This window comes from Clostridium algoriphilum (assembly GCF_020443705.1).
In the GTDB taxonomy this organism is placed as follows: domain Bacteria; phylum Bacillota; class Clostridia; order Clostridiales; family Clostridiaceae; genus Clostridium_AD; species Clostridium_AD algoriphilum.
The window spans coordinates 77,704-97,107 of sequence record NZ_JAIZZK010000012.1 but is presented as its reverse complement, the minus strand read 5'-3'; the positions used below and the strand labels follow the sequence as shown (position 1 = coordinate 97,107).

10 protein-coding genes are annotated in these 19,404 nt (G+C 31.5%); 6 read left to right on the top strand and 4 right to left on the bottom strand.

Annotated elements, in window-relative coordinates:
- Positions 1–32 precede the first annotated feature (32 nt).
- The gene (locus LGK95_RS10740; protein ID WP_226124783.1) at positions 33–572 is read right to left on the bottom strand and encodes a nitroreductase family protein; all 540 of its coding nucleotides are present in this window, start codon (positions 570–572) and stop codon (positions 33–35) included.
- A gap of 356 nt (positions 573–928) precedes the next feature.
- On the opposite strand from LGK95_RS10740, the gene addB reads away from it, so the two are divergent.
- From addB to LGK95_RS10720, 4 genes are read left to right on the top strand one after another with little or no spacing between them, the layout of a single operon-like run.
- Positions 929–4,516 carry a helicase-exonuclease AddAB subunit AddB gene (gene addB / locus LGK95_RS10735; protein WP_226124782.1) on the top strand — a complete coding sequence of 1,196 codons (3,588 nt, stop codon included), beginning with the start codon at positions 929–931 and terminating at the stop codon, positions 4,514–4,516.
- On the top strand, positions 4,516–8,505 hold the full coding sequence (gene addA, locus LGK95_RS10730) for a helicase-exonuclease AddAB subunit AddA (protein WP_226124781.1): 3,990 nt from the start codon (positions 4,516–4,518) through the stop codon (positions 8,503–8,505). Before addB ends, addA begins: the two co-directional genes overlap by 1 nt.
- 16 nt (positions 8,506–8,521) lie before the next feature.
- Entirely contained in the window at positions 8,522–9,781 is a 1,260-nt protein-coding gene (locus LGK95_RS10725) for an exonuclease SbcCD subunit D (protein WP_226124780.1), read from the top strand.
- Positions 9,762–13,358 (top strand): AAA family ATPase, encoded by a 3,597-nt coding sequence (locus LGK95_RS10720; RefSeq protein ID WP_226124779.1) that lies wholly within the window; start codon positions 9,762–9,764, stop codon positions 13,356–13,358. The genes LGK95_RS10725 and LGK95_RS10720 overlap by 20 nt, the downstream gene beginning before the upstream one ends.
- Positions 13,359–13,501: 143 nt before the next feature.
- Here LGK95_RS10720 and LGK95_RS10715 read toward each other — a convergent pair whose 3' ends face one another.
- Positions 13,502–14,374, bottom strand: a complete 873-nt coding sequence (locus tag LGK95_RS10715) for a DUF4405 domain-containing protein (RefSeq protein WP_226124778.1) — start codon at positions 14,372–14,374, stop codon at positions 13,502–13,504.
- 214 nt (positions 14,375–14,588) lie between these two features.
- On the opposite strand from LGK95_RS10715, the gene LGK95_RS10710 reads away from it, so the two are divergent.
- Positions 14,589–14,858, top strand: coding sequence for a DUF1294 domain-containing protein (locus LGK95_RS10710; protein ID WP_226124777.1), 270 nt, complete (start codon positions 14,589–14,591; stop codon positions 14,856–14,858).
- An 866-nt stretch (positions 14,859–15,724) separates the two neighbouring features.
- Here the strand turns inward: LGK95_RS10710 and LGK95_RS10705 are convergent.
- Together LGK95_RS10705 and LGK95_RS10700 are read right to left on the bottom strand one after the other, a co-directional pair.
- A complete protein-coding gene (locus LGK95_RS10705) occupies positions 15,725–16,822 on the bottom strand; it encodes a GerAB/ArcD/ProY family transporter (RefSeq protein ID WP_226124776.1) in 1,098 nt (365 codons plus the stop codon).
- 95 nt (positions 16,823–16,917) lie between these two features.
- Entirely contained in the window at positions 16,918–17,715 is a 798-nt protein-coding gene (locus LGK95_RS10700) for a nitrilase-related carbon-nitrogen hydrolase (RefSeq protein WP_226124775.1), read from the bottom strand.
- Positions 17,716–18,074: 359 nt separating this feature from the next.
- On the opposite strand from LGK95_RS10700, the gene LGK95_RS10695 reads away from it, so the two are divergent.
- Entirely contained in the window at positions 18,075–18,911 is an 837-nt protein-coding gene (locus LGK95_RS10695; RefSeq protein ID WP_226124774.1) for a YihY/virulence factor BrkB family protein, read from the top strand.
- The last annotated feature ends 493 nt before the right edge of the window (positions 18,912–19,404 follow it).

Here is a 19,404-nt window from a genome sequence, read left to right as displayed (position 1 = left end):
GAATAGTGTTAAGTTATAAATATATATTAATTTTACCAGTTTTCATAATGTATTACTTCCTCAATCTTTTTTCGTGGACGATCTTTAGGTGTTTCATCTGCATAACCTAGGGTGATTATTCCAACTACATATTTATCAGCAGGTATGTTTAAAACTGGTCTAATTTCTTCTTGGATAAACCATGCAACCACGCAAGTACCTAACTCTAAGTTGGTTGCTTCAAGTAATATATGTTCTATGGAAATTGATGTATCTCTAATTATCTGTTTAAGTTCTTCTTGTGGACTATCTTCATTTAATGATATATCTACATTTTTTTCTATTCTACTACGTATATCTGCTATACATACAATAAAAACGGGAGCCGAAATCATCCATTTTTGATTATGAGATACTTCAGCTAATTTCTGTCTATTTAATTCTGATTTTACTATAATGAAATGCCAAGGCTGTGTGTTACTGCCAGATGGAGCAAGTCTTGCACTTTCGATCAATTTAATTATTTTCTCATCTTCAACCAATTTATTAATATATTTTCTTATACTTCTACGCATTTTAATTTCTTTAATCATAATATTAGATTCCTCCTGTTAAAATGAAATGTTTGAAATTATAACCTAATTGAATTTCAATACGTTATAACAAATGTATTTTTAATATTATATCATAAAATTTAACAACATTTTTTATTTATAAGATTACTAAACTTCAAATCATTCCTATGTATCATATATAATTTATGCGATTTACGAAATTTCTCCATCCTATGGATTAAACCATAAATTTACAATTATACATACTTCATTCTCTATAATGTAAAATCATACATGGTATAATATATATACGGACGCAAACAAATAAATATGGAGTTAATATGCTAGTATATTTATTTAAATAGGTCTATTTAAAAGAGAAAGGACGTGTTTTTGTGAGTTTGAGATTTATTTACGGAGGAGCTGGAAAAGGGAAAAGTACTTTTTGCTTAAAGGATATAAAATCAAGAAGCACCAGCGAACTTGAAAAACCTCTAGTACTTTTGGTTCCAGAACAATTTTCCTTTCAAGCTGAGAAAAATCTTATAAAAGTAGTTGGATCTACAGGGATAAAAAACGTCCAAGTACTTAGTTTTAATAGATTAGCATATAAAGTATTAAGTGTTGTAGGGGGCATAACCCGTAAACCTATGGATTCATCAGGAAAGGCAATGCTTATTCACAGTATACTTCAAAAGGAACAAGAGGAATTCAAGGTATTTAAAGGAGCATCCAGGCAAAAAGGCTTTGTGGATAATGTTGCAAGTGCAATCACAGAGTTTAAGAAATATAGTATTTCTGCGGAAGATCTAAATAAGGTAAAAGATAATTTAGGGGAAAGTCCATTACTTATAGATAAAATAACTGATTTATCCCTTATATATGGTGAATTTAATAATATTCTAAATTTAAACTACGTGGATCCTGATGATGATTTGACCCGTTTAAATAGTGCACTCGACGAATGTACTATATTTGATGGAGCAGAGTTCTGGCTGGATGAGTTTACTGGCTTTACACCGCAGCAGTATGGAATACTAGAAAAGTTATATAAAAAGGTTAAAAGAATAAATATAACATTGCCCTTAAAGAGCCCAGAGCATTCAAAATCTATGGAAGACTCTGACGCTTTTTATTCTATAAAGTTTACAGAAGATAAGCTTTTAAGTTTAGCCGAGGACTGTGGGACAAGCATAGAATCACCAATACAGCTTCAAGAGAACAAGGAATATAAATTCAAAAACAATGGGGAGCTTTCTTTTCTTGAGAGAAATTATTTTGCTTTCCCATACACGCAAGCAACTAAAAAATGTGAAAATATAAAGATATTTAAAGCTTTTAATGGTTATTCGGAAGTTGAACATGTGGCAAAAGATATATTAAGATTATGCCGAGATGAAAATATAAGATTTAATAAAATAGCAGTAGTAACTAGAGATTTACCAACTTATGAGAAGTTAATTAAGGCTATATTTACGGAATACAACATTCCTTTATTCATAGATAAGAAAAAAGATATAACAAGTAACCCCTTAATAGTTTTAATAACAGGAGTTGTTGAGATATTTACCAAGAACTTTAGCTATGAGTCAATGTTTAGGTATCTTAAGACAGGGCTTTTAGACATAGATAAGCAACATATAGACATTTTAGAAAACTTCATTATTGCAGCAGGAATAAAGGGTAAACGCAAGTGGACAGAGCTTGATTTGTGGCAGGAAAAAATAGAATATTATTTTAGAGATTACTATGACAATTTAAAAACTGCACAAGGCGAAATTTCAGAAAAATCTGCTAAGGAAAATCAAAGAGTGGAAGAGACCATTAAAATCTTAAATGATACTAGGGAAACTATAATAACACCACTAATACAATTCAAAGAAAAGTTAAAGGGTGGAGGCAAAACTACCACGAAAATCTGCACAACTTTATTCGAATTTCTAGAAACCATAAATGTATATAAAACACTAGAAAAGTGGATAGAGACTTTCAAAAGTCAAGGTGAACAGGAGCTTGTTACCGAGTACAGTAAAATATGGAACCTAGTTATGGAGTTATTAGACCAGATGGTTGAGGTCATTGGAAATGAAACCTTATCTCTTGAGGAGTTTGTAAAGGTTATGTCTATAGGCTTTAGCAAACATCAAATGGGACTTATCCCACCGGCACTTGATGGAGTTACAATCAGCAGCGTTGAGCGTATAAAAAGTCATGAAATAAAGGCATTATACATTATAGGCGTAAATGATGGAGTGTTCCCAAAGGCAAGCAAGGAAGAGGGAATATTCACAGATAATGATAGGATAATACTCAAAGAAAAGGGCGTAGAACTAGCAAATGACACAAAAACTGAGGTGTTTAATGAGCAGTATTTAATTTATGCCACCATTACTATCCCAAGTAAATACTTAAATATTAGTTATCCTATAGCGGATTATGAGGGGAAAACATTAAGACCTTCTATTATAATAACAAGATTTAAATCACTATTTAAAGGCTTAATAGAAGAAAGTAATATTTCGCAATATAGTGATGAGTTAAGTGATATAGAAGGGACTCATGAAATGAGACAAGTATGTGCTAAAGTCCCAACTTTTAATGATTTAATATTTGCATTAAGGAGATATCTAGAGGAAGGACATATATCACCTCTTTGGATTTCAGTTTACAAATGGTACCAAAAGAACCCTTTATGGAGAGAAAAGAGCAACACTATGTTTGAGGGGTTTGACTATAAAAATGAAGTTAAAATGCTAGAAAAAGAAAAAGTGAAACTTCTTTATGGAGATAAAAATTATTTTAGTGTATCTAGAATAGAAAAATATGAAGAATGTCCCTTTGCATACTTTGTTCAATATGGCTTAAAAGCAAAGGAGAGAAAAACATTTACATTTTCATCACCAGACTTAGGTAGTTTTATGCACAGCGTGCTTGATAATTTTTCAAAGCTTGTGGATAAAAGTGAGATAAAATGGGCTAATCTTGATAAATCCTGGTGCGAGCAAAACATAGCAAGTATCGTAGAAAAAGAAGCATCGGTTGGTTCTAGTGGATATATATTAAACAGCACCCCTAGGTACAAGTACTTTACAGAGAGATTAAAAAGAGTTTTAAAGAAAACTATATATGTTATAGTTGAGCAAATGAAGAATAGTGGCTTTGAGCCTTTTGGCTACGAAGTATCATTTGGGTTTGAACAGGGAGATTATCCACCAATTAAAATAAAACTATCCACAGGCGAAATGGTAAACCTAGTTGGTAGGATAGATAGGGTGGATAAGCTAATAAATGAGGGTGAAGAATTTTATCGGATAATAGATTATAAATCTGGAAATAAGGACTTTAAACTATCAGATGTATATTATGGACTTCAAATACAGCTACTTACCTATTTAGATGCTATGCTTAGAAATGAAAGTGCAGTAACTGATGAGCCAATTTTTCCAGCAGGTATACTGTATTTTAAAATAGACGACCCAGTTATAAAAGCTAAAAACAATTTAGATGAAGAAGAACTTGAAAAAGCAATAATGAAGGCTTTAAAAATGAAGGGGCTACTTCTAGCTGATACTAAGATAATAAGAGAAATGGATAGAAATATAGAAGGTGCATCCCTAGTTGTACCAGCATCTATTAAGAAAAATGGTGATTTAGGATCAAGATCATCAGTAGCAACTAAGGATCAGTTTGATATGCTACTTAATCATGTAAAAGAAAATTTAATAAAAACATGTGAGGGAATGCTAAGTGGGGAGATAGACATAAAACCATACAAGAAAAAGGATGCTACCCCATGTGCTTATTGTGAGTACACATCTATTTGCCAATTTGACCCTACGTTAAAGGAAAATACCTATAAAATAATAAAAGATAAGAGAGACAAAGAAATATGGGAGATCTTATCTAAGGAATTTAATGAGACTAATGAACCTGATAAAATAGAAAATATAGATATCAAGGAAAGTGGGGTGGACAAGGAGTAATGATAAAAGGAGAAAAGGAAATCAAACCAACAGAAGTAGCGGTCTCATGGACCGAGGACCAACAAAAGGCTATCTTAACTCGTGACTGCAATATTCTAGTAGCCGCAGCTGCGGGATCAGGTAAAACGGCAGTTTTAGTTGAGAGAATAATAAAGATAGTAACAGACGAGGAGAGGCCAACAGATATAGACAAGCTCCTAGTAGTTACATTTACAAACGCTGCTGCATCTGAGATGAGGGAGAGAATAGCTGCCGCAATTTCAAAGGAACTTCATAAAAATCCACAAAGTAAATTACTTCAAAGACAGTTAACCCTATTAAATAAATCCAGCATTACAACTATTCACTCCTTCTGCCTTGAGGTTATTCGTAATAATTATCATGTTGTAGATTTAGATCCTAATTTTCGAATAGCAGATACGACAGAAGCAGTGCTATTAAAACAAGAAGCTCTAGAAGAACTCTTTGAAGATAGATATGTAGCCATTAATGAAGAAAAAAATGAAGAAGATGAAAATTCTAGCATTACAAATATAGACGCAACCCCTAGCACTTTAAATATAGAAGAAAATAGCTTTATAAATCTAGTTGAAGCCTATAGCAATAATAAAGAAGATCTAGGACTTCAAGGAATAGTTTTAAGTCTTTATAATTTTGCCATGAGTTCTACAAATCCAACCAAGTGGTTAATTGATGCGGCAGAAGATTTTAATATTAAAGATGGGTATAGGTTTAGTGATACCCCTTGGGCAAAGGTTTTAATGGCAGATATTAAAATAGAACTATCGGGCATTGAAAAAGTAATGATAAAGGCATTAAAAATCATAGAAAATAATGAAGCCATAACTATATATAATGAAGTGTTTAAATCAGATTTAGCATTAATTGCGGATTTAATAAGTGCTGCAAACAACTCTTTTGAAAATTTAGCAACTACTTTTGAAGTTCTAAGCTTTACAAAACTTCCAACTATAAAGGCTTGCAAGGATAAGGAAAAACAAAAGGTTGTTCAAGATATAAGAAATAAAGTAAAAAAACAATTACAAGAATTGCAAAAGCAATTAATGAATGCAAACTCTGAAAGCTCATTAATAGATATTAAGAAATTATATCTTCAAATGAGGGAGCTATCTCAGCTTGTTATAGATCTTCAAGCTAAATATAGAGAAAAGAAAAAGGAACGCTCAATTATAGATTTTAACGATTTTGAGCATTACTGCCTAGACATTTTAATGCTAAAAGATGATGATGGTGAAGTAGTATTAGAAACTGATGGAAAACCAAAACCATCAGACGTAGCTGTTCAACTCAGAAATAAATATGAAGAAATTTTGATAGATGAATATCAAGATAGCAACATGGTTCAAGAAACATTACTAAATATAATTTCAAGAGAGAAAATAGGCGCTCCAAATGTATTCATGGTAGGAGATGTAAAGCAGAGTATATATAGATTTAGGCAAGCAAGGCCTGAACTCTTTTTAGCAAAATATAATAGTTATTCTAAAGACGAGGGAGCAAAAACAAGAAAGATAACTCTGTATAAAAACTTTAGAAGTAGAGGGACGGTTATCAATGTTGTGAACTATATCTTCAAGCAAATAATGTGTAAAAACATTGGAGACCTTGACTATACAGATGAGGAAGCATTGAATTTGGGAGCTCACTTTGATAAACTTAAAGGTCCAGGAATAATAGGTGGACCAGTGGAGCTACATCTAATTGAAAAAGAAGTTAAAGATGCAAGTGAAGAAAACACAGAGGAATACAATAATAGCGATGAAGAAAGTTCAGAAACCGAGGGACAGGGCAAAACAAATGAAGATGAAACCCCGACCAACATTGAGCTTGAAGCTAAAATTGTAGCAAAAAGAATAAAAGAACTAATGGTTCATAATGATGATAACGCTTTTAAAGTTTACGATAAAAACATTAAGGACTATAGGTTTGTAGACTATAAGGATATTGTAATATTACTTCGTGCCACATCAGCTTGGGCACCTTCCTTTTTAGAACAATTAAAACTTGAGAATATACCGGTTTATGCAGATACGGGCACAGGATATTTTAGCACAATAGAAATACAAATTATTATGAGTCTCCTACAAATTATCGACAACCCAAGACAGGATATTCCTATGCTAGCCGTACTTCGTTCTCCAATAGGGGGGTTCACCTCGGAGGAACTAGTGGACATAAGAGTTGGTCAAAGGGAATTAAGCTTTTATGAGGCAATGGTACACTTTTCAGGTTCAAAAGATACAAATTCGGATAATCAAGAAACAGAGCAAGAAGACAAGGAATTGGTACTTAATAATGAAGCGGAATCTATGGATAATAAATCAATCGAAGAAAAGCTAAGTAAATTCCTGAAAAAGTTAGACCACTTCAGAGAGATTTGTACGTATATGCCTATTGATGAATTCATCTGGTATTTATACACAGACACAGGTTATTACGGTTATATAGGTGCAATGCCAGGAGGATCTCAAAGACAAGCAAATTTAAAAGTGCTTTTCCAAAGGGCAAGGCAGTATGAAGAGACTAGCTATAAAGGACTGTTTAATTTTATAAACTTTATAAATAAGTTAAAAGTAAGCAGTGGAGACATGGGTAGTGCTAAAACCTTAGGAGAAAATGAAAACGTAGTTAGGATAATGAGCATTCACAAAAGTAAGGGGTTAGAGTTCCCTGTAGTATTTCTAAGCGGAATGGGGAAAAATTTCAACCTAATGGATATGAATAAGAGTATATTGTTTCATCATGAGTTAGGATACGGTCCAGATTTTGTGGATCCAATAAGAAGAATTTCCTATCCAACAGTCTTAAAACAAGCACTAAGAAAAACAATAAAGATAGAGAGTCTTGCGGAAGAAATGAGAGTTTTATACGTAGCCTTAACAAGGGCTAAGGAAAAACTAATTATAACTGGGTCAATGAGAAATATAGAGAAAAATTTAACTAGAATGAGCTCCAGTTTAGATGAAAGTAGCGAAAAGCTTGGAGAATATGAAATCCTAAAAGGCAAAAGTTATTTAGAATGGATAATACCAGCGGTTATTAGACATATAGATGGAAAACCACTAAGAGAGCGTATAGAAATTGAGGATGAAAATGTACATTTGCTAGATCATCCTGCAAGTTTTTCAGTTCGTTTTTGGACAAGAGATCACATAAAAAGTAGTGAAATCGAGATAGAAGAAATTACTGAAAATACTGAGGAAAAATTATGTGGACTTAAGGAAAACCCAACAGATGACAAATTTATGGATGAGATAGAAAAAAGGCTAGGATTTATTTATAAATATGATATGTCTACAAAGATGCCTACAGTACTTACCGTAACAGAGCTTAAAAGAAAATTCAATGTTGAACTTACAGAGGAAGACTCTAGCAGTATGTATGCGCCAAGACTTATAAATAAACCTAAGTTTTTAGAAGAAGTCAAGGGTTTATCGCCTGCAGAAAAAGGAACGGCCATGCATTCAGTAGTTCAAAGATTAGATTTAACTAAAGTATCAACAATAAATGAAATAGAAGCACAGGTTGAAACTTTTGTGGAGAAATTGTTAATCTCAAAAGAAGAAGGGAAGGCCGTACGCTTCGATAAGTTAGTTAAGTTGTTTAAAACAAAGCTTGGACAAAGAATGATAAATGCATATGCTCTAAATATGTTAAAAAGAGAAGTTCCCTTCCATATGGAAATTAGCTCTACAGATATATACAAAAACCTTCCTATAGATATATATGGAGAGGAAAAAATAATACTTCAAGGGATAATTGATTGCTACTTTGAGGAAAACGGTGAGATAATACTTGTAGATTATAAAACGGACATTGTGAAAAATGGAGATGTAAACTCCTTAATAGATAAATATAAGTCTCAGCTTGATTATTATGAAAAGGCACTCCAGGTTACTCTTGAAAAAGATGTTAAAGAAAGATATTTATATGCATTTAGCACAGATGAAGAAGTAGAAGTTAAATAAGAAAGGGGTAAGTAATATGAGAATACTTCACACCTCTGATTGGCATCTAGGCAAGACCCTAGAGCAATATAGTAGGCTGGATGAACAGGAAGAATTTCTAGAAGAGTTTATAGAGATAGTTAGAGCAAACGATATAGATTTAGTACTTATAGCTGGAGACATCTATGACAATGGAAATCCACCAGCAAAAGCAGAAAAAATGTTTTATAGCACACTTAAAGGTATTACAAGTGGCGGGAAAACTGCAGTCCTAGTAGTTGCAGGGAACCATGATAACCCAGAGAGATTAGTAGCTGCAAGTCCACTTGCCTATGAACATGGAGTAATTTTATTAGGTGAGCCTAAAAGCATAGCAAGGCAAGGGGTATTTGGAGAATATAATACAGAGGAAAAGCATGATTTTGAAATAATAGAAAGCGGCGAAGGTTTTTTAGAGCTTAGTATACGTGGAGAAAAGACAGTTATAATAACACTTCCATATCCAAGTGAAAAAAGATTAAATGAAGTTCTATCAATGGAATTAAATGATGAGGATAGACAAAAAAGTTATTCAGATAGAATAGGAGAATTATTTGAAGAACTTGACGTTAAATATAGAGATGATACTGTGAACCTAGTAGTGTCTCATCTATATGTTATGGGTGGAGAAGAAAGTGGATCAGAAAGAAATATACAATTGGGGGGAAGTCTTTCAGTTTCCCCATCTAAATTTCCACAAAAGGCGCAATATTGTGCATTAGGACATCTTCACAGACCACAAAAGGTTCCAGGAAGCAAAGGCAAGATAAGATATTCTGGTTCTCCAATTCAGTATAGTAAAAGTGAAATAAATTATAGTAAGGGAGCATATATAGTAGATGTTAAAGCTGGCGAAGATGCTATAATTACAGACATCAAATTTAGAAACTACAAGCCTATAGAAGTATGGAAATGTGACAGCGTAGAAGATGCACTTGAGAAATGTAAGGCCGAGGGTGAAAAGAGTATTTGGGTATACCTTGAAATAAAGACAAAGGAAGTTATAAGCACAGAGAACATAAAGGAAATGAAAAGGCTAAGGGTTGACATAGTTTCTATTGAGCCAATAATCGAGGACATTGAAAGCGCAGACGAATTAAAGGAAATCCTAAGGGAGAAATCTATGGACGAGTTATTCAAAGAATATTTTATACACGCCAAAGGTGGACTAGAGCCAAGCAGTGAGTTAATGGAATTATTCTTAAATATAGCATTAGACGAGGAGGGAGATCCGAAAGATGAAACCAGTAAATCTTAAAATAAAAGGATTAAATTCATTTGTAGAAAAGCAGACTATTGAATTTTCAAAGCTTACAGAAAAAGGACTTTTCGGAATCTTCGGTCCAACAGCTAGTGGTAAGTCAACTATTTTAGATGGGATAACTATAGCCCTTTATGGAAAAGTATCCAGGGAAACAAAGGAGTTTGTAAATACAGAAACCAATGTGGTAGAGATAAGTTTTGATTTTGAGATAGGACTTGGGAAAACTCGTAAAATGTATAGAGCAGAGAGAAGCATAAAAAGATTAAAACTTGGAAACTTCAAAACTGCTTATGCAAGGCTTATAGAAGTTAATAAGGAAAATCCTGATGAGAATAAGGTTTTAGCAGAAGGGCCAAAAGACGTCGAAGAGAACATAGTAAATATTATAGGACTAAAAGTTGAGGATTTTACAAGGTCGGTAGTATTACCGCAAGGTAAATTCAATGAATTTCTGAAACTTACAGGAAAAGATAGAAGAAGTATGCTTGAGAGAATATTTGCCCTAGAGAAATACGGAACAAAGCTTTATGAAAAAATTAGAACAGTTAGAAATAAAAATTTAAATACTAAAACTATGCTCGAGGGAGAAATGAAGGGCTATGAGAATGTAGGCGAAGAAGCACGTACTGGGTTAAAAGAGACATTAGTTGCTTTAAAAGAAGAAGAAAAAGAGATAAAACTTCAAAAAAGTGCTCTAGATAAAGAGTATGAAGAATATAAAACTATCTGGGAATTGCAACAAGAAAAAACTCAGTACGTAAAAAAACAAGTTGACTTAAATAAGCAAGCGGATGATATAAAAAATAAAAAAGAGAAATTCACAAAAGGTAGCTTAGCACTAAATGTAAAACCATATATGGACAATGTAACTAGCGCGAGTAAAAGCCTCCTTATAAACAAAGATCTACTTGTGAAACTAATTTGTTCTTTTGAAGCTATATGTAAAAAGCTAGATATTACCAAAATATCTTATGAAGAAGCATTAAAAATTAAAAATGATAAACTACCTACCTTAATTGAGAAAGAAGTAAGCCTAAAGCAAGCTACTTATATTGAAGAGAAAATAAATTTTCTAGCAAATGAGAAGGATATTCTTCTGAAAAAACATAAAGAACTTACTCGCTTAATTAATGAGAAAAACTTAAACGCAGCTTTAGTTAACACTAATAAGGGAAATATAGAGGAGCAACTAGGAGTAGCTGAGGGAAAGTTAAATGAAATAGAAATATTGCCCGAATATAGGGAAAAACTTTATAACACATACAACAGCGAGCTAGAAGTAACAGCTGCGGGAAAAAATGAAAAGCAGCTTAAAAATAAAGTTGAAGCCTTAAAGAAAGCCATATCTAGTTCGGATTTATTACATAGAGAAGCTTTAATACTTCAGAAAAGTAAACAGAATAAATTAGTCCTTTTAGAAGAAAAAGGCGAGGAAATAGCGAATTATTTCCCGGGAGATAATAATTTGTTGCTTGAAAAACAGGAAGCTTATAGGTCACTACGAGATCTGCTAGAAAAAGCTGTAGAAAACCATAAAATAAAGGATGAGCTTACAGGAAAATATAATATTATCAGAATTGAAAGTGAAAAAATTAGGTTAAACTTAAAAAATACCGAAGAAACTATAGAAAATAAGAAAGTTAAGATTAGAGCCATAGAAGAAAACATAAAAAATATAGAAAAAGGACGCATGGCGGGATTTTTAGCATCTAGTTTGGAAGATGAGAAATTATGCCCAGTGTGTGGGTCACTACATCATCCTCAAATTGCAGAACTTATAGAAGATGTTACGTTAGATGAGGAGAAAAGTTTAAAGCAAATAGAAGAACTTAACTTAGAAGGTTTATCAGGAGAGTTTCAAAAGGAGCAAATAAAATTAGCAGGGCTTTTGAGAGATGAAGAAAATCTAAATAACCAATTAGATTTAACCTTGCTAAAGCTTAAGGATATAAATATTGAAGAGCTTCAAAATGCTAAGAAGACAAGTGAATTATCATTAAGTCAGTTTAAGGAAAAGCTTGAAGTTTACAATAAACTAAAAATTGAACTTGATTTATCATTAGTTAAATTGAAGGATGAAAAAAGCAAAGTAGATATGGATGAGGTTAAACTTGGTGAAGGTTTAAGAAAAGAAAGCGAAGCATTATTAGCATTACAAGAAGAGTTGTCTACTTCAGAGGAGAAACTTAAGCTATTAGGGGAGAAGTATAGACTATTAAATGAAGAGTTATTACAAGAAGAGGGATCATTTAAGCAAAAACCAAATGCTGAAGTGTTAATGTCCATAAAAGAAAAAATACAGCAAATCAAAGTAATAGATAATGAAGTTATAAAATTAACGGGAACAGCTCGTAAATTTAGGGTGGAGCTTGTAAACCTTGAAAAGCAAAGAGTGGATATAGATAAGTATTTAAGGGACCTTGGTAGTTCAAAAACAGAAATAGAAACTAGTGGTAAGGAAAAAAGGGCAGAAATAGATCGTTTGACACTTCAGATAGTTGAACTGTGTGGATTCACTCCTACGGCTCAGCAAACCCCTATAATTGAAGTGGAAAAGGTAAGAAATGAAATAAAAAATATAACTAACAAAGAAGCTAGTTTAAAAGATATTTATGAAAGAGAAAGTATAGAAAAGCAATCGGTTCAAACACAGAAGACTAGTGAAGAGGACAAAAAAGAGATGCTTTTAAAGATGCTAAGTGAGGGACAAGAGAAGCTAGAAGAATCTCTTAAGGAAAATTATTTTGAAACTAGTGAAGAAGTAGTTATTTACTTAATTAAAAGACCGGCGCTAATGTTATTAGAAAAGGAAATTAAGCAGTACGAAGAAGTTAAGCGTGGCATTCTAGATAATTTGTTAAGAGTAGAAAAATTACTCAATGGAAAAGAAATAGATGTTGCTCTCTTTGAAGAATTAAAAGAAAAAAGAGCTGCTATTGGAGTAATTTTAGAAGAAAAAACTGGAGCAATAGGTGCTCAAATTAGGGCGCTTGAGGAAATGGAAAAAAAGATAAAAGAAATTAAAACTCTTTTAACAAAGAAAAAGGAAGTAGAACATAAACTTAGTCTCCTAAGGGAACTTGATACTTTAATCCAAGGTAATAAATTTGTAGAATATGTAGCAACAAAGCAGTTAAAATATATATCCATGGAAGCCTCAAAACGCTTAAAGGATATAACAAGAGGACGTTATGCATTAGAGCTTGATGCTGATGGGGCATTTATAATGAGAGATGACTTCAATGGAGGCACAAGACGTGAAACCAATACGTTATCTGGTGGAGAAACCTTCTTAACATCATTATGTCTTGCACTTGCGCTTTCCTCGCAAATTCAACTAAAGGGTAGTGCCCCTCTAGAATTCTTCTTTTTAGACGAGGGATTTGGGACATTAGATACGGATCTATTAGATGTAGTAATGAACTCACTTGAAAAACTACACTCAAGCACATTGTCTGTAGGGATAATAAGTCATGTGGAGGAACTTCGTAATAGAGTACCAATAAAACTAATAGTAACTCCAGCACAGCAAGGTCAAGGTGGAAGCAAAGTAAAACTAGAGTATACGTAAAAAAAGGTTGTTGTTCTCCGGAGTGCTCGCAATAAGAGCTCGAGACGTGAAATTCCATTAAAAGAATATCAATATAAAAAAGCAGAAGGTTTAAACACAACCTTCTGCTTTTTTTTATAATTTTATGGAAAACCCAAAATTTCTTATAGCATATCTAGGCTACTTTTTTCGTCCATCTTCTTCTTCCTTCTGGTGAGTAGTTTTTCTATATAAAATGTGATTATAGAAAATAATGATATAACACTAAGGTATGAAGTTATCACTCCTAAAATACTTGTGTTAGTTGATCCACTTCCATTTGGTTTATGATTTCCTTGTGGTGAACCATTGGATCCTTGTGTTGGTTTTGAACCACTGGGTCCTTTCATTGGTCTTGAATTTCCTTTTTTTATTTCGTTACCACCACTACTAGGTGAGGTTGAACTACTAGTTGAGGTTAAACTACTAATTATTGGAGTTATTGAAATTTTAGATACAAATTTTACTGAATAAGTACTATAAATGCCAAAGGATAATAGTAAAACCACCAAAATTTTAGAGAAATGAGAATATATTTTCTTTTTTTCAGTTATCTTAAATATTTTTCTGAAAGTAATCATTACCCAATTCCAGTGAAGACCTATATGAATTCCTATTAACAAAAGGGAACAATAGGATAAAGTTATGTGTAAACTCTGTAGAGACTTACCACCACTTAATGCTAAACCAGGAAATAGCGTTTTAGAAATGAATATTCCACTAATAATTATAATTATAACGTTAAGTAACAAAAGTATGTTTATGGAATAACCAATTCTAGTTTTTGTTGGTAATTTGCTATTACATATTTTTAAACTTACACCTTTTATCCATTTCCAATTTAATCCGCAATGAAGTAAAATTACTGCACCTATAGCTAACCCTGCTACTTCGTGAAATAGCATCCCGAGCATCTTATAATTGAATAATAGTACAAAAACAACTGCCATAAGGGTGTCTAATACAATTTTTAGATAATTTAATTTTTTAATGTTCATAATTGATCCCCCCTAATTGAAATAGTGGTAACACTATTTGCAATAAATATTGATTTCTTTTTATTTCTTCTATGTATTTATATTACCAAAGAATAACAGAAAAAATATCAAATATTTATGTGAACTTTATGTGATTTAAATAAATATCATCATTGATTTTCACCTGGTATTTATTATATAATTAAACCACTTGAAATTAGATGGAGGAGAAAACATGAAATATTTCTTATGTTATTTTTTGGTTATTAATTTATATGGAATTTTTATAATGTATTCAGATAAGAAGAAATCACAAAAGGGAAGTTGGAGAACTCCGGAAAACACCCTTTTTACTATAGCGGTTGCTTATGGTGCTTTGGGTATTTTCTTAGGAATGCGTTTGTTTAGACATAAAACTAAACACAATAAGTTTGTAATAGGTATACCAGTTATACTTATAGTACAGATATTTATATTTTATAGATACATATACAAGGTAATATAGATTTTATATCTGTGGATAAATATACTTCAAAATTGAATAAATCGTTATAAAAACTGTATATATTAGCATATTATGGTTTAAGTAACATGTTATTAGACAAAGTTATCCTCATTCCGTGGATAACTTTCTTTAAATTGTGGATGAATTTTTAATTATCTGAATACTATTTGTATGATAAACAAATTTGCCTACATTTCTAAAATCTTAAAGTTTTCTCCAAATATAATAATCTAATTCAACTTTTCTATTCAAATCATGTTAAATTAATCATAATTTCAAGAATAATATTTACATTTTTCATTGACAAAATAAAGTGATTTAAATTTCACAATTTGCCTTGAAGTTTTAATATAATGAGGTTATAATGAAGGTCGAGATTAACCTACAAATTAATATAAATTTTGCAGGTTAAAGAAATGAAAGATAGATTGACAAATGGTAAAATAATAACTAATAAAAATAAGAAATGATATTTCAGAATTAATTTAGTAATAAGTTAAGCCTGTGGATAACTTTTCTGTAAAATAGAATGAATTTTCATAAATATTACATTATTATCATAATATTGTTTATTTATTGAAGAATTTAAGAAAGTTATCCTCTTTTAGTGGATAACTTTCTTGATTCTGTGGATAAAGTTTAATTATTTTAAGATATATTATAATTGTGACTAAAATATTTCTCTTATATATCTTGGATTTTAACTAAAAACAACAATTTTCATTGAAAAATTTAACCGTTTTACCTACCTAAAAATATTTATATTTCAAACCCTGCGCCCTCACTCATTTTCTCTAAACAAATTCTTGTGCAATCATACGACAATTTTGTACTTATAAAACTATGATTTTAGTCGATATAAACAATTATTTAGTTACAATTTTAGCTGTAGTTTTTCTACTCTTTATTTCTGCCATAATGAAAATAATTAAAGGTATTATAACCTGAAAAGGAAAAGAATAATATGGCCATACCTTGGAAGCGAAGAATTTCATTTCCATGATGTTTTTGTAAACAAAAAAAGAGAAGCTTAACATCAAAAGAGTTACAGGTGTTGCAACAAATTTGTAATTATTAAAATCAAAAACTTTTGAAATTCCATTGCAGACTGCAAAAATGCATATACTTACTTTAACAAATCCACACACTAAAAATACAATAATTACTGTACTTTCAAATCTTTGAAGAATACCCAGGTCAATAAGACCTACCGCCGTGGGAGAATGAAAATATAAATTAGAAATGGTATTGCTTCCTAATACTAAAAGATTTCTTAACGATGTTAAGAATAAAAGCCCTCCTCCTATTAATAAACCTACTATAAATGTCTTGTTGTAATTTTTAATTTTAGATATATTTGAAAATACCATTGTAAAAATTATTGCTTGGGCAAACGGAAAAGAAAAACTTGCAAAAGTACCTTTTAACAATGGAGATACAGCATTATATAGTATTGGTTTTAATCTGTTAATATCCATTTGTGGAACTGATAACATCGGTACAATTATAACTATTAAAATTATAATCACACCAAAGAACTCAGACCATCTTCCTAAGACTTCAATGCCTGCTTTTAAACACCATATAAGTAGTATAGCAAAAAAAATCATTGGAACTACTACTGGTGTATCATCAAGCACTGAGGTAACAGTAAATTCTGATATAATTCTAAGGACTAAAGTTCCAGTATGAAAGGCAAACCATATCATTAGTAAACTTATTATTTTTCCTACATATTTTCCCATAACAATTTCAAGTATATCGAATAAATCTTTTCCAGGATATAAAGATAATATTCTAGAAAGCATAAGATACAATATAACCGATACGAAAATAGAAATAATTATTGCTAGCCAGACATCTTGTTTTGCCTGATCTCCACTTCCTACTAAAAGAGAATTTCCAAGTATGAAAAGTATTATTAATATAATTGCTTGTCTTTCTGAAATAGCTTCATTTTTCACTTATACCTCCACAGTGGTTACTTTAATTAATCATATATATTAATTTTGACCATTTTATAGATATTTTACTCTTATGTTTTTTTATAAGTGTTATATTAATAAAGGCTACGATACAAAGCTTCTTTTCTATCATCTTTTAGCTTAAACATTTTTCTAATATTAAGAACCTCATCTTGGCTAATATCAGCTATTACCAATCCCTCTTCATTATATAAGGTACTGATTATATTTCCTAGTGGATCAATAATCATTGAGTCACCACTGTAGTTTAATCCACTAACTACACCTACTCGGTTTATCCCCGCAATATAACATTGATTTTCTATAGCTCTTGCTTTTAGAAGAGTAATCCAGTGTTCACGGCGTTTCATTGGCCAGTTAGATGCAACGGTAATTAATGTAGCAGTTCTTGAAGCTATCTGAAATATTTCTGGAAATCGTAAATCGTAACATATAAAAGGGGCAATGGTAAAATCAAAAGCATTGAAAAGTTTGATTTCATCCCCACTTTCATAAAATTTACTTTCATCTCCAAAGGAGAATGGATGGATTTTGCTGTAATTAACAAGCTCTATGCATTGAGGTACGCCTAGAGGCACTTTCTGAGGCGCCACTACAGAGTAATTATTTTTGGAGTGAGATGTGCCTTCTACATATCCGAAACCTATAAAAATATTGAATTTAGAACTCATTTCTTTGAAGAATTTAATAGTTTCATTATTATCTTCTCCTACAAGAGAAGTATTCATAGAAAACCCTGTTAAAGTCATTTCAGGGAAAAAGATTATATCTACATTATCATCAACAGCTTGTTTTATGAATTGCAACACAGTTTCTTTATTCTTATCTTTATCTTCAAAGGTAATATCTAATTGAGCAAGTGCTAACTTCATATTATCATCTCCTTATTTAATCTAAACGTTTTATAAATAATATCTCTATATATTACATATTATATCAGAGTGGGGATGTAATGGGTGCGTATCTCAATTCCCACATAGTCATCACAAGGGACTCAACTATAAGGTTATAAATATTAATGCTTCAATATAATGTATAGGAATTAAAGTAGAGTATAAATTACACTTTATGAAGGTGAAACCAGGTAGGGTAGTTAAAAATAGTATATAATGAGTAAATAACGAATGCTCTATTATTTAAGCCGATTAAATGCCGAACCTTCATTGGGACAATTATAATTATGAGTTAATGATAACAATAACTTAATGTAATTAGAGAAAGTGGTGAATATATGTTAAAATGTGCGAAACAATTTGCTTCAAGGATTATAGACGACGATATTACTGCTTTAGCAGCTCAACTCACTTATTATTTATTATTATCATTTTTTCCTTTTTTATTACTGCTTCTCACCATTTTAGGTTATAGCGATCTAAAGAACACAGATGTCTTGACATATCTACACCAAATAATGCCCAAGAGTGCTTTTGATTTAATTTATACTACAGTTATAGGTGTGTCGAAATCAAGGACTGGAAATTTATTATCAATAAGTTTAATAGGTACAATTTGGTCAGGGTCCAGTGGTTTCACAGCAATAATAAAAGGATTAAACAAAGCTTATGATGAGGAAGAAACAAGGCCATATTGGAAAATTCTAGCCATATCCATATTATTTATGTTAGGGCTTGCTGTTGCAATAATTGCCTCAGTAGCACTTGTAGTATTTGGACAAATGATAGGTAGAACCATTGCAACATATTTGAATCTATCAAGTAATTTTATATTGAACTGGGATATTATAAGATACTTGGTATCTCTAAGCGGAATGGCACTTACATTTGCAGCATTATATCATTTTACTCCTTGTAGAAGATTAACCTGGAAAGAAGTGTTACCTGGAGCTACATTTAGTACTTTAGGATGGTTAACATCTTCTTTAGGTTTTGCATATTATGTAAATAATTATAATAACTACTCCGGAATTTATGGTAGTATAGGAGGAGTAATAGTGCTCATGGTGTGGTTATATATAACTTCTATAATAATCTTATTAGGTGGGGAACTGAATGCCTTATTAGCTTTCCAAAGGGATGGAATAGAAAAGCCTAAATGTAAGAGGTATTAATGTAGATACTGCATCAAAACACTACGACTCTCTCTAATACATATTTATATGTATTAGAGAGAATAACTTGCAATAAGAACCTCAAAAACATTAAAATTGAATTAGATATTCTTTTTTATCCATATAAAACTCTTAACGAGTCTGAAACCTACATATCTTTATATGTAGGTTTAAAGAGAGTGACTTGAAATAAAAACAAATTGATTTAAATATCCTTTTCCACCATGTTAGATTTTCAACGCATATATAACGACATATATTTGTATGTAATTAACAGGGAGTGACTTGTAATAAGAAGCGCAGAAACATTGAAATTGATTTAGAGATTCTTCTTTTGTAAATATAAAATTGTCGTGAGACTTCCAGGACGGAAGTCTAGCGAACCTGAGCCAGGAAGGCGAATGTGAGCGTCAGAGAATTTTATATTCTCAAAAGATTAGAATCTCTTAACTCAATTTCACGTTTCAACCTCTTATTAGAAGTCACGCATTGA

Coding starts and splice junctions, on each gene's coding strand:
- LGK95_RS10725 (WP_226124780.1), top strand. CDS start 8,522: ATGAGAATACTTCACACCTCTGATTGGCATCTAGGCAAGACCCTAGAG.
- LGK95_RS10700 (WP_226124775.1), bottom strand. CDS start 17,715: ATGAAGTTAGCACTTGCTCAATTAGATATTACCTTTGAAGATAAAGAT.
- addA (WP_226124781.1), top strand. CDS start 4,516: ATGATAAAAGGAGAAAAGGAAATCAAACCAACAGAAGTAGCGGTCTCA.
- LGK95_RS10695 (WP_226124774.1), top strand. CDS start 18,075: ATGTTAAAATGTGCGAAACAATTTGCTTCAAGGATTATAGACGACGAT.
- LGK95_RS10715 (WP_226124778.1), bottom strand. CDS start 14,374: ATGAACATTAAAAAATTAAATTATCTAAAAATTGTATTAGACACCCTT.
- LGK95_RS10710 (WP_226124777.1), top strand. CDS start 14,589: ATGAAATATTTCTTATGTTATTTTTTGGTTATTAATTTATATGGAATT.
- LGK95_RS10740 (WP_226124783.1), bottom strand. CDS start 572: ATGATTAAAGAAATTAAAATGCGTAGAAGTATAAGAAAATATATTAAT.
- LGK95_RS10720 (WP_226124779.1), top strand. CDS start 9,762: ATGAAACCAGTAAATCTTAAAATAAAAGGATTAAATTCATTTGTAGAA.